The sequence below is a fragment of the Alkalihalobacillus sp. TS-13 genome, from assembly GCF_019720915.1.
GTDB lineage: Bacteria > Bacillota > Bacilli > Bacillales > Fictibacillaceae > Pseudalkalibacillus.
On the sequence record NZ_JAHKSI010000001.1, the window covers coordinates 2,332,088 to 2,344,191 of the forward strand.

Sequence of the window (12,104 nt, forward strand, 5' to 3'; positions counted from 1 at the left end):
AGCCTCTTTTTGTTCCAACTCATTAATGGCGATTCAAAAAAGCCTTGATGCGCCTTTGATGTTCCGATGTCTTCCTCATTTTACCTTGAGCCTCATTTTCCAATTCCATTGTGTTCGTTAGTTCCGGCAGATTCAGTGAATTTAAGATCAATTTTGTCTCGATCAATGCTTCAATCGGCTGGTTCAAAAATTGTTTTGCAATTTCTTCAGCATGTGAAAATGGTTGATCGCTGACGACTTTGTCGATCAACCCGAGTTGAAACGCTTCCTCTGCGTTGAACGTCTGACCGTTCCATATCGCTTGCTTCGCCTTTTGGTCACCAAGCTTGTTTTTTAAAAGATAATGACATCCTCCATCAGCGACAAGTCCCACTTTGATAAAATTCAAACCAAAACTCGAGTCCTCTGAAGCGACAATATAATCAGACGAAAGGGCAAGACTGAACCCGAGGCCTGCTGCTGGACCATGAACAGCCGAGATGACGATTTTAGGCAACGTATATAGCTTCAAAATCATTTCTTTTACCTGATTCATGATTTCATTGAAACGGGTTTCCGAAATATCTTCAGTCATCGAAGTGATATCTCCTCCGGAAGAAAACCCCGGCCCTGCGCCAGACAAAAGGACAATATTCGCATTGCTTTCAGTAATGGAATCAAGCGTTTCAATCAATTGCTCAATCAATTCAACATTCATCGCGTTCAAAACGTCCGGGCGGTTCAACTCAATATGTGCGACCTGATCGTTGATTTCCATTCGAATCGGTTGACTAGAACTTGTAGTGGTCATATATGGTCTCCTCTCAATTTTCATCATACTCTCTGTTGACTTGTTTCGGTTAGATTGTTTTTCTACATTTCGAAAACAGCTTTTATTAATTAATCATAACCGCTCGATGATTGCAGCGGTTGCCATACCATGTCCGATACAGATGGTTAATAAGCCATATTTCCCGTCAATCCGTTCGAGTTCATGCAGCAAAGTTGTAATCAGCTTCGCTCCTGTGGCACCTAATGGATGTCCTAATGCGATTGCGCCTCCATTTACATTCACTCGATCAAGCGAACCACCGATTTCTTTTTCCCATGCCAGTACAACAGGGGCAAAAGCTTCATTGATTTCAACACGATCCATATCGTTGATTGAAAGCCCGGCTCTATCCAACACCTTTCTGGTCGCTGGAATAACGCCATCCAACATTAGAGTCGGGTCTGAACCCACAACTACACGCTCGACGATTCTTGCACGCGGTTTCAACCCCATTGATTCGGCTTTCTTCTTTTCCATTAAAAGCACAGCCGCAGCCCCATCACTCATCTGGCTCGCATTCCCAGCAGTGACGACACCATCTGGCTTGAAGACCGGTTTAAGACTTGCAAGAGCTTCAAGGGACGTATCCTTCCGCGGTCCTTCATCCATAGAAACTGAAATTGGATTTCCATCCGGATCTTCACCATTGACGGTAAGGATTTCACGTTCAAAGTGTCCTTCCTTTTGTGCATGTAAGGCCCTTCTGTGGCTTTCATACGCGTATCGGTCTAGTTCCTCTCTGGTCATATCATATTTATCAGCGATCAATTCCGCGGAAACCCCCTGGTGAACAAAATTATATTTTTCTTTCAATGAATTCGGGATTGTCCGTTCATTGCCATCACTTAGGATGGGGACCATCGTCATATTCTCGACACCAGCGGCAATTGTAATGTCCATATCCCCAGCTAAAATTTCTTGAGCAGCAAAATGCAAAGCCTGCTGGCCAGAGCCGCACATGCGGTTGATTTGAACTGACGGTACTTCCACAGGAAATCCGGAATCGAGCGCTGCGAGGCGGCCAATATTGAAACCTTGTTCAGAATGTGGCGTCACGCATCCCATTACAATATCTTCAATTAGATGCTTTTCGATTTTCGCTCTTTTCGTCACTTCATCCAAAACCGCCCCAGCCAAATGAATAGGATGGGTGTTCCGGAAGGCTCCTTTCCGTTTACCGACAGCAGTACGAACTGCTTCCACAATCACAACTTCTCTATTCATGTATGTTCCCTCCACTCTGCTGAATGTTTATTTATCGTACTTGTAAAATCCACGTCCTGTTTTGACACCGTAATGTCCTGCCTCAACGAGCTTTCTTAAAATTTGTGGCGGGCGGAAACGATCCCCATACGCATCCATCATGCCCTCACATACGAACATCATCGTATCCAAGCCGACATAATCAGCAAGCTCCAAAGGTCCCATTGGATAATTCAATCCGAGCCGGATCGCTTTATCGATGTCTTCAATAGTAGCAATACCTTCCTCATAGATACGCATACACTCGATCATATGCGCGGACAGTGCCCGTGTTGTAACAAACCCTTGAGCATCTTTTACGAGTACTGTCTCTTTACCAACTTCTTCAGAAACTTGTTCGATCACTTTGACAGTCTCGTCTAACGTGTCGATTCCTTTGACAATTTCAATCAGTTTCATAATCGGAGGCGGGTTGAACCAATGCATCCCGATCACTCGTTCAGGCCGCTTGGTTGCAGACGCAATCGCTGTCACGCTGAGTTCTGATGTATTGGTCGCAAGGATCGCTTTTTCAGGAGCCATCTCGTCAAGTTGTTTGAAGACACTTTTTTTCAAGTCCAAATTTTCCGGCACAGCTTCGATGATCAGATCGCTTTCCGTACACGCGACATGGAGCTCAAGAGAGGTAGAAATGTTCGCAATGGTGTTTTCGACATCCTGTGTAGATAGATGACCTGCTTTCTGCAATCGGCCAAGACTTTTCTGGATTTTGTCCATCCCTTTATTCAGTGCCTCTTCGGTAATGTCCTGTATGATGACTCTTTTCCCTTTCATAGCCATGGCTTGGGCGATTCCATTTCCCATCAGCCCTGCACCAATGACCCCTACTTGTTTGATCATGTTTGTACATTCTCCTTTGCCTGTTGTTCGATATAATGTTTTCTCAATTGGAACTTCAGAACTTTCCCAGATGCATTCCGTGGTAATTGTTCCATTTGGTAAAACATGCGCGGCACTTTATACCCTGCTAGCTTTTCACGGCAAAATGCCTTGATTTCCTCTGGATTGATTACTGCCTCTTTTTGGGGGACGATGACGGCAGCGACGGTTTCACCCCATACTTCGTGAGGTATACCGATAACCGCTGTTTCAAGCACATCCGGATGCGCATAAATCGCTTGTTCCACTTCTGTTGAATAGACGTTTTCACCCCCGGAGATGATCATGTCCTTTTTACGATCGACTAATGTAATGTAGCCTTCTTCATCCATCGTCGCCAGATCTCCTGTATAAAGCCATCCATCACGAAATGTTTCCTGTGTTTCTTCCGATTTATTGTAGTACTCCTTCATTACCGTCTCACCACGGATGATGAACTCCCCTATTTGACCGGTCGCTACATCTTCTCCCGTCTCATCAACCACTCGCACCTCGGTATTCGGAATCGGGGTACCCCCTGCTCCGATTTTATCGAGATGGCGGCTCGGTGTGAGACAAACACCTCCTGGACCACCTTCTGTCAACCCGCACAAGTTATAAAACTGTTTATGGCTGAACAGGTCCATGCTCTTCTCTAACAAGGAAAGGGGCATCGGTGCTGCTCCATACGCACATTTACGGACCGAAGAGAGGTCGAACTCCTTGCCATTCGGAACCTGGAGGAAAAAGTTATACATCGTCGGCACCCCGAAGAACACCGATATCCTATGTTCTTCAAATGCTTTCAATGTCTGCACAGGATCGAAATCCTGATAGATCACTTGTGTACATCCTAAAAATGTACTGAGTACCATGAACAAATTCAGTTGGGCACAATGATAGAGCGGTGCGATATGGATGACCCGATCCTCTACAGTCAGTCCCATCATTGCAGTCAGGTTGATCCCGACATGAAAGACACGATGGTGATCGAAGAGCGCACCTTTCGGCCTCCCTGTCGTTCCGGAGGTATAGAGGATTTCACAGTCATCCGATTCAAGAACTTCAACGTCTGGATTACAATCATCAGAGGAAAGGATGCTATCCAGGAGAAGCTGATCTGCAAATGCTTTTTTGCCCGCGCAAATCTTTAGTTCAACCATAGGCGTTTCCTTACAAGCCCTGTGCATGACCTCAGCAAACTCTTCATCAAACACAACCATTTTTGCATCTGAATCGTTGAGGAGGTACTCAACTTCAGAAGCAGTCAGCCTGAAGTTGATTGGTACTGCCACAGCACCAGCCTTCATAAGAGCGTAAAAGACCATCACGAACTGATCTGAGTTTTTCATCATCATCGCGACTTTATCACCTTTTGAGAGTCCTCTAGCAATAAAGCCATTCGCAAGACGGTTGACCTCTCGATTCAGTTCACTGTAAGTAAAAGAACGTCCTTCACAGACGATAGCTTCTTTGTTTGGAAGCCTGGTTGCATTCCGAGAAAGCGATAATCCTAGATTCATAACCTTTCCCTCCTTTATTTAGATGTTGTTTGCAAATAATCTTTCAACTGGTCACGTAATGCACGTTTTAAAAATTTACCGACAGAGGTTTTCGGTATTTCTTCAAGGAAGACGATATCATCCGGCAGCCACCATTTCACAAATTGTGGACGCAGAAAATCCAGCAGCTCCTCTTTCGTCACTTTATCTCTCATCCCATCTTTCAGAACGACACAGGCAAGGGGCCGTTCCTGCCATTCACTATGTGGTACAGCAATGACAGTGGCCTCAAATACTGCTTCATGAGCCATTAATGCATTTTCAAGATCGACAGAAGAAATCCATTCCCCTCCGCTCTTAATGAGATCCTTAGTGCGATCCATGATCTTGATATTTCCTTCTGGATCGACCGTAACAACATCGCCTGTGTGCAGCCAACCATCCCGGAACGCTTCTTTCGTACGATCATCTTTATAATATTCATCCGCTACCCAGTTTCCGCGCAGCAGCAGCTCACCCATTTCTTTTCCGTCCCATTTCACTTCACCGTCTTTACCAATCACTTTCATCTCGACACCAGGTACGACATATCCTTGCTTACTTCGAAAATCAAGTCGTGCTTCTTCTGAGTATGACTTTTGATGTTTTTTCAGACGTGATACCGTTACAAGAGGACTGGTCTCCGTCATGCCATAAGCGTGAAGGAATGGGATATTGTATTTCTTCTCAAATGTTTGGATCATCGACTTAGGGGCAGCGGATCCGCCACATAAAATCGCTCTTAAACTACTTGTATCATAGCTTCCATTTTCAAGCTCTTTCAGAAGAGCGATCCAGATGGTCGGTACACCCGCAGTCAACGTTACGCGATGGTTCTCAATCATTTCAGCTAAAACAGCAGGGGTGGGCATCGGTCCAGGGAGGACTTGTGCGGCACCGAACCATACAGACGCAAAAGGAAGACCCCATGCATTCACGTGGAACATCGGAACGACAGGCATCATCACATCTGATTCGGATATAGCAGCACTATCTGCCAGACCGAGAGACATGGAATGAAGGACGATGCCCCGATGAGAATAGAAGACTCCTTTCGGGTTACCTGTGGTTGCTGAAGTGAAACACATTCCTGCCGGATCATTTTCATCAATATCTTTCACGAAATCAAAATTCTCGTCGCCTTCCCAGAGGAGTTTTTCATAGTGATAGACGTTATGAAGTGTTGTTTCCGGTAGTGTATTGTCATCCGTCATGATGATATAGGCTTGCACCGTCTTCAGTTCGTGCTGGATTTTTTCAATGATCGGAACCAATTCAGCATCGATGAACAAAACCTTGTCTTCTGCATGATTGATGATATAGGAAATATGCTCTGCAGAAAGCCTGATATTGATCGTATGCAGGACGCCTCCCATGCCCGGGATTCCGAAATAGGCTGTAAGATGGCGGTGATGGTTCCATGCAAATGTACCGATCCGGTCCCCTTTCCTGAGTCCTATTTTAGTCAAGGCACTGGATAATCTCCTTGTATCATTTGCCAGCCCGGCATACGTCAAATTGTAGAAACTCGTTGCAGTTCTTGAATTTATTTCCTTATGCGAGAAATACTTCTCTGCATGTTCTAGCATTGCTGGTACAGTCAATGGAATGTTCATCATAATAAATTCCTCCCTTTATTGGTCAGATCGACTCAACTTTTATAAACGATTCTGCCTACCCTGTCCGCATTTTCCCATTTTCCTCAAGAGGGGGGCGATTTATAACCCCATTTCTTTTACGATGATGGTTTTCATGATCTCGTTCGTTCCGGCGTAAATGGATGCCACTGGAATGTCCCGATATCTTCTTGCAATCTCGTATTCTTCCATATATCCATAGCCGCCATGCAGCTGCATACATTGTGTAGCGACCTTCCGAGCCATTTCGGTGGTCCAATATTTGGCCATCGAAACTTTCTTGACGACGTTCTTTTTCTGTATATGCTGATCGATAAGATCGTCCAAGAATGTTCTTCCGATCTCGACCTCAGTCGCCATTTCCGCCAAGCGGAACTGGACGGATTGGAAATCACTGATTTTTCTACCGAATGCTTGTCTATTTTTCACATATTCTACCGTCTGTTTCAGCATTTCTTCTGCAGCGATAACGGCAGCGATCGCAACCACTAACCGTTCCTGCTGAAGCTGCTGCATCAGATAATAGAATCCCTTTCCTTCTTCACCAAGTAAGTTGTCGACCGGAACTTTTGCATCCTCAAAAATCAATTCTGCCGTATCCTGACTATGAAGACCGACTTTATCGAGCTTCTTCCCCCGTTTGAATCCAGGGGTGTCCCGTTCCACTACGACTAAGCTTATCCCTTTATGAGCAGGTATAGCTTTTGTATCTGTCTTACAAACGACCACGACGAGGTCAGCATGGATTCCATTGGTGATGAACGTTTTTTCACCATTTAATATATAGTGGTCACCATCTTTTTGAGCTGTCGTTCGAATTCCGGCTAGATCCGACCCAGCACCTGGCTCTGTCATTGCGATCGCTGTAATCACTTCACCGGATATACACTTTGGCAGCCAGCGTTTCTTTTGTTTTTCGGTTCCGTATTCCTCTATATAAGGAATGACGATATCGTTATGGAGACCAATACCGACCAGGCTTGAACCAACTCTTTCCAATTCCTCTAAAATGACCACTGAATAAGCAAAATCAGCATTCAAGCCCCCATATGCCTCATCCACACCTGGACATAGAAATCCGTTCTTACCCATCTTCTCCCAGAAACTTCTCGGTATAAGACGGTCCTTTTCCCATTGCTCGTAATGAGGATACGCTTCCTTTTGAAGAAATTTCCGAAACGCTTCGCGGAAAATATCATGTTCTTCTTGTAAATACCTTGCTGTCATTCCCATCCCCCTTTTCCGTGGTCTATGGCATTTGTGTTTCTGGATCTCGTTTATATTGTTTTCTAAGCAAAAACTTTTGGATTTTACCACTTGCATTACGAGGCAATTCGTCAACAAAAATGTAGTTTCTCGGGCGTTTGAAATCTGCAAGTGTTTCACTAGATTTACAGAATTGATCAAGTTCTTCCTCAGTCAGTCCTTTATCTTTTTTCACAATGATAGCGGTTACAATTTCTCCCCACTTATCATCAGGAATCCCAAGAACAGCTACATCCAGAACGCCTTCATGTTCATACAAGACATCTTCAACCTCTCTCGGATAGACGTTCTCACCACCCGTTATGATCATGTCATCCACACGATCGGCTACATAGAGATAGCCTTCCTCATCCATATAACCAAGGTCGCCAGAATGGTACCAGCCCTTGTACATGGCATTATCAGTCGCATCCTCCCTGTTAAAGTACCCCATCATCATACTCGGACCACGGACGATGATTTCACCGACTTCCCCTGGCGGAAGTATATCTGCTGGGTCTGATGGTCCGTACTCACTCGGACGTACGATCCGGACTTCATGATTCAAACAAGCCCGCCCTGCTGATCCTGCTTTTGTCAGCTGTTCATCTTCAGATAAGAATGTAATTGCTGGTCCCATCTCCGTCATACCATATGCTTGTATGAGATCGACACCTAATTTTTCTTTACAAGCTCTGACGAGAGCAGGAGCCATTGGCGCGGCACCATATAAACCAAGACGTAGGCTGCTGATATCATAAGCGGAGAGATCTTGTTGGAGCATCATATTCCACATTGTCGGTGCTCCAAAAAACACTGAAATTTTTTCATGGTCGATGACTTGAAGAACTTGTTGAGGATCAAAATGATGGATGATGACATTCGTTGCGCCGACATGCACTCGTGGAAGGAAACAACAATGGAGCTCAGCACAATGGAACATAGGAGCTGCTACAAGTCCGCGATCATTTTCAGTCAACTTTTTAACTGCTGCGCATGCCAGACTTTGTTCGACCATATCCCTGTGACGATGCATGACCCCTTTCGGTCGTCCTGTCGTACCACTCGTGTACATGATGGCATATAGGTCATTTTCCCTAACATCAACATCGGGTTCTTTTGTCGAAGCTTCTCGGACTCTGTTATGATAACTGATTGCGTATGGCGGACAATTTTTACTGATACACCAGAAGGAAGTACCCGGTATTTGTTCGTGAATGGATGCAATATGCGGTTCAAGCATTTCTTCAAACAAAAAGACAGTCGGCTCCGCATCCTCAATGATATATGCTACCTCTTGTGCTTTAAGGCGGAAATTGATAGGATTCAGGACTGCTCCGATTTTTGCACATGCAAAAAATACAGTTGCAAGCTCAGTCGTATTGAACAAGAAAGTAGAGACTCTGTCACCTTTACGGACTCCCGATTCAATAAATGCATTTGCAAGTCGATTTACGTTTTCATTCCATTCCTGGTATGTCAAGCGTTGATTGGTTGCAGCATCGACAAGGGCTTCTTTATTCGGAAACTTTTGTACAGTCAAATCAAATAATTTGCCAATCGTAACATACATATACTCGTTCCTCCTCTTTTTCGATCAAACTTTATCCTCAGCACCTTTGCAGCCCCGACCTTCCTCCTTTTCACTATACTTTTTACTTATAATGATTTCGTTGTTATTCAGCTATTTCCTACTGTTTTTTGAATTTTCATACAACTGATAGGAAAAAATTAATTAAAAAAGGATTAATTGTCGAAAAAAAGGGGTAATACCTTAGTAAACACAGCACTAAATACTCTGCAAACCATTCAGAAGACCGGCTTTTGAACTACAAAAACAATCATAAAAAATTTAACCAATGGATAGGAGGAATCAGAAATGAGTAGCCTAAAGCTACCTGTTTTCCATAATGGAGACTGGGTTAAGGGGAAAACGATCAATGATGAGATGATTCAAGGATTTATTCATTCGATTCATCCTGCAAACGGAACAGTAAAAATCACAGTTACTCAATCTGACAATAAAAAAATCCAAGGAAATAATATCGAAACTTTCATTCACCGAATCCATCCGTTGACAGCGACAATCGATGATCAAGAGGTCTTCCTTGAAAACCTCATTGACGTTGCCCTTCTTACAAAAGATAGAGAATGGTTCATGGAAATTTGGGACAGACTTGATGAACTACGTAAAAACAAACAAGAAACCATGCCTTGCTAGAAAGAACAGACAGACCTTTGATGAAAAGGCTGTCTGTTTTTTCTTGTTGAAGGGTGAATTAAACATTTTAGTAAATCATTATTCAAAATTGCAATGGTCTGTTAAATTTTAGTGTTGATTAGAAGCGAAATTGACGACACTCCTGCAGGAAGAGCGAGCCATGCAAGACCCCACAGCGAGGTACGAGCGAGGAGGCTTGCGGATCGCCCGCGGAAAGGGAGTGAATTTCGCAAAAATCAACTCTTAAAGAGCCAAATGCGAAATACAACTCCTCAGTCAAACTTTCGATCGTTTCGTCGGTTTAGATGCCGGGTTCATGAAAACATCGAAGAATTGAACTGGCAATGCTTCTCGATCGAGTTGACTATGCTCCCAAATCTGCTTGCAGTATTGCCTTGCGACTAACAGCTTCCTTTCCCCGCAAATGTCTGCTTCACGTAATGCACTCACACTGAAATATGCATCTGCCATTAGATTGGTGATCTTTTTTGCATAATAGGTTTGTCGTTTTTCATCAACAGTGGCAGCATGATGGATCAGCTCTCTCAATTCTTTCAACCCTGCATCAACCGGACTCTGATAAGCTTTTGCTTCTTCAGTTAAAACATTCAACTCTTTTTCGATGTAGTCTAAAAAGAGTTGAGCACCTTGATAGCGGTTCATCAACCTGAGAACCTCAAGGCCAAGGATATTCGCTGTCCCTTCCCAGACCGTCAATACTTGCGCATCTCTTAACAAACGCGGGGTCACGAAATCCTCAATATACCCATTTCCTCCATGCATTTCTATTGCTTCATGAGAAAAAGTAACTGCTTCTTCCGCTGTTCGCATCTTGACAATAGCGATCAAAAGTCGATGAAGTACTTTTTCTTGCTCGGTTACATCTTTACTGGTTCTCATGACTCTATCAAACAAGGAAATTAAACGGAACAATCCTCCGAGTTGAACCTCCTGCCGCGTAGCCAGATTGACCAAGCTTTCTTGAATCATCGGATAGTTTGAAAGTATATTTCCGAATGCCTCGCGTTGATGTGCGTATTGTTTCGCTTCTAGATATGCCCTCTGCATAATTCCGACCGACGCAACTGCATTACACACTCTTGATAGATTCAATGCCTCCATCATATAATGGAATCCACGTTTTGAATCCCCAATCAAGTAAGCTTTCGAATTCTCAAACTCTACTTCTGCCGAAGGGACTGCTCTTACTCCAAGTTTATCTTTCAATCTTCTGATTTTGATATTGTTCAGAGAACCATCTTCATTCTTCCAGGGTACCAGGAATAAGCTCAAACCTTTCGTTCCCGGAGCAGCTCCTTCGATTCTGGCGAGAACGGTTGCAACACCACATGCGCCTGCGTTGCTTGCAAAATATTTTTCACCAGTCAATCTGTAGTAATCTTTTTCTTTGACCGCTACCGTTTCATTCGCTCCCACATCGGATCCGCCTTGACGTTCAGTCAAGAAAGTAGCACCTTCATACAATTCTGTTTCACCAGTGGATAGGACGTGAGGCAGATACTTCTCCTTCAGCTTTTCATCCGCATATTGATCCAAAAGATAAGCTGTAGCCATCGTGAGTGTCACAGGACAGTAGAAACCCGGTTCGGACTGGGATAATAGGTAGCCTTGTGCATAGGAATATAAATAATCACCATGTATGTTCAGTTCAGGAATTTCTTTATGGACATATCCAACAATGCCAGTGTTATAGGTTTCTTCAATCGTCTGTTTATAGCCATCATTCAGCCAGACATGTGAAATATCTTCACCGAAACGGTCATATTTGATCAACTTCGGCTGTCCTTCTCGATCGGTATGCCTCGCACGCTCATCAATTTCTGTACCACACCGTTCTCCGAATCGTTCCAGCTGTTGAAAGGCCCACTCTTTCATATCTTCCTTGAAATAATGATCCAATACGAATTGAAGGTTCGGATCTTCACGAAAGAAGTTCATTCCATCACCTCTTTATTTTTCTGAATATTCAGAAGTCATTATATAGTTTTCAACTATTTTGGTCAAATAAATCTGTGAAATGAAGACTCCTTACTTAGAAATCTCACTCATGATTGCGAGGGTATTGTCGTCCAAATCTTTGAAGAAGCACATCCATAGTTCATGGTCACCCATATTTGCGATCATGTGAGGTTCATCAATAAATGAAACATCGTCTTCTTTAAATTGTTCGTACGTTTTATGGATATCATCTGTCTTGAAATAGATCACAGATCCTCGGTGATCAAAGCTTTCATTTTCCGGTATCGAAAGCATCAACCTAACACCATTGCAGTTGAAGAATGCCATGCTTTCCATCACAAACAATAAAGGCAGACCAAGGACTTCTTGATAGAAAGTGACTGCTTTTTGTACGTCTTTTACGTTCAGATTTATTTGACCAATATCACTGAGCCTGCGTTTTTCCGTCTTTTTCATGATATCCCTCTTCTCATCCATAGTTATCATCAATTATAATAGACTAATAAATTATCTGCTATTTTTTTACAGCACTTTTTCTAAATTCATTT

At 43.5% G+C, this 12,104-nt stretch carries 10 protein-coding genes; 1 reads left to right on the plus strand and 9 read right to left on the minus strand.

All coding sequences use genetic code 11. The features are described from left to right. Nucleotides 1-22: 22 nt before the first annotated feature. The 7 genes from KOL94_RS11440 to KOL94_RS11470 form a co-directional block, all read right to left on the minus strand. Nucleotides 23-790, minus strand: coding sequence for an enoyl-CoA hydratase (locus KOL94_RS11440; RefSeq protein WP_221566554.1), 768 nt, complete (start codon nt 788-790; stop codon nt 23-25). Nucleotides 791-883: 93 nt separating this feature from the next. Beyond that, nucleotides 884-2,035 carry a thiolase family protein gene (locus tag KOL94_RS11445; protein ID WP_221566555.1) on the minus strand — a complete coding sequence of 384 codons (1,152 nt, stop codon included), beginning with the start codon at nt 2,033-2,035 and terminating at the stop codon, nt 884-886. A gap of 27 nt (nt 2,036-2,062) precedes the next feature. Further along, entirely contained in the window at nt 2,063-2,914 is an 852-nt protein-coding gene (locus KOL94_RS11450; RefSeq protein WP_221566556.1) for a 3-hydroxyacyl-CoA dehydrogenase family protein, read from the minus strand. Further along, nucleotides 2,911-4,455: a class I adenylate-forming enzyme family protein gene (locus tag KOL94_RS11455; protein ID WP_221566557.1), complete on the minus strand. Its 1,545-nt coding sequence runs from the start codon at nt 4,453-4,455 to the stop codon at nt 2,911-2,913. The genes KOL94_RS11450 and KOL94_RS11455 overlap by 4 nt, the downstream gene beginning before the upstream one ends. Before the next feature lie 14 nt (nt 4,456-4,469). Further along, complete coding sequence (locus KOL94_RS11460) at nt 4,470-6,095, minus strand: long-chain fatty acid--CoA ligase (protein ID WP_221567682.1); 1,626 nt, start codon at nt 6,093-6,095, stop codon at nt 4,470-4,472. A 96-nt stretch (nt 6,096-6,191) separates the two neighbouring features. Continuing rightward, entirely contained in the window at nt 6,192-7,337 is a 1,146-nt protein-coding gene (locus tag KOL94_RS11465) for an acyl-CoA dehydrogenase family protein (RefSeq protein ID WP_221566558.1), read from the minus strand. 22 nt (nt 7,338-7,359) lie between these two features. Further along, the gene (locus KOL94_RS11470; RefSeq protein WP_221566559.1) at nt 7,360-8,928 is read right to left on the minus strand and encodes a fatty acid--CoA ligase; all 1,569 of its coding nucleotides are present in this window, start codon (nt 8,926-8,928) and stop codon (nt 7,360-7,362) included. 306 nt (nt 8,929-9,234) lie between these two features. Here KOL94_RS11470 and KOL94_RS11475 point away from each other — a divergent pair, with 306 nt between their 5' ends. Continuing rightward, complete coding sequence (locus tag KOL94_RS11475; protein ID WP_221566560.1) at nt 9,235-9,576, plus strand: hypothetical protein; 342 nt, start codon at nt 9,235-9,237, stop codon at nt 9,574-9,576. A gap of 276 nt (nt 9,577-9,852) precedes the next feature. Here KOL94_RS11475 and KOL94_RS11480 read toward each other — a convergent pair whose 3' ends face one another. Together KOL94_RS11480 and KOL94_RS11485 are read right to left on the minus strand one after the other, a co-directional pair. After that, the gene (locus tag KOL94_RS11480) at nt 9,853-11,535 is read right to left on the minus strand and encodes an acyl-CoA dehydrogenase family protein (RefSeq protein WP_221566561.1); all 1,683 of its coding nucleotides are present in this window, start codon (nt 11,533-11,535) and stop codon (nt 9,853-9,855) included. 90 nt (nt 11,536-11,625) lie between these two features. Then, a complete protein-coding gene (locus tag KOL94_RS11485) occupies nt 11,626-12,012 on the minus strand; it encodes a VOC family protein (protein ID WP_221566562.1) in 387 nt (128 codons plus the stop codon). Between the last annotated feature and the right edge of the window lie 92 nt (nt 12,013-12,104).

Excerpts from the sequence above, each read along its gene's own strand:
- KOL94_RS11475 (WP_221566560.1), top strand. The coding sequence starts at position 9,235 with ATGAGTAGCCTAAAGCTACCTGTTTTCCATAATGGAGACTGGGTTAAG.
- KOL94_RS11485 (WP_221566562.1), bottom strand. The coding sequence starts at position 12,012 with ATGAAAAAGACGGAAAAACGCAGGCTCAGTGATATTGGTCAAATAAAT.
- KOL94_RS11455 (WP_221566557.1), bottom strand. The coding sequence starts at position 4,455 with ATGAATCTAGGATTATCGCTTTCTCGGAATGCAACCAGGCTTCCAAAC.
- KOL94_RS11450 (WP_221566556.1), bottom strand. The coding sequence starts at position 2,914 with ATGATCAAACAAGTAGGGGTCATTGGTGCAGGGCTGATGGGAAATGGA.
- KOL94_RS11465 (WP_221566558.1), bottom strand. The coding sequence starts at position 7,337 with ATGACAGCAAGGTATTTACAAGAAGAACATGATATTTTCCGCGAAGCG.
- KOL94_RS11480 (WP_221566561.1), bottom strand. The coding sequence starts at position 11,535 with ATGAACTTCTTTCGTGAAGATCCGAACCTTCAATTCGTATTGGATCAT.
- KOL94_RS11440 (WP_221566554.1), bottom strand. The coding sequence starts at position 790 with ATGACCACTACAAGTTCTAGTCAACCGATTCGAATGGAAATCAACGAT.
- KOL94_RS11470 (WP_221566559.1), bottom strand. The coding sequence starts at position 8,928 with ATGTATGTTACGATTGGCAAATTATTTGATTTGACTGTACAAAAGTTT.
- KOL94_RS11445 (WP_221566555.1), bottom strand. The coding sequence starts at position 2,035 with ATGAATAGAGAAGTTGTGATTGTGGAAGCAGTTCGTACTGCTGTCGGT.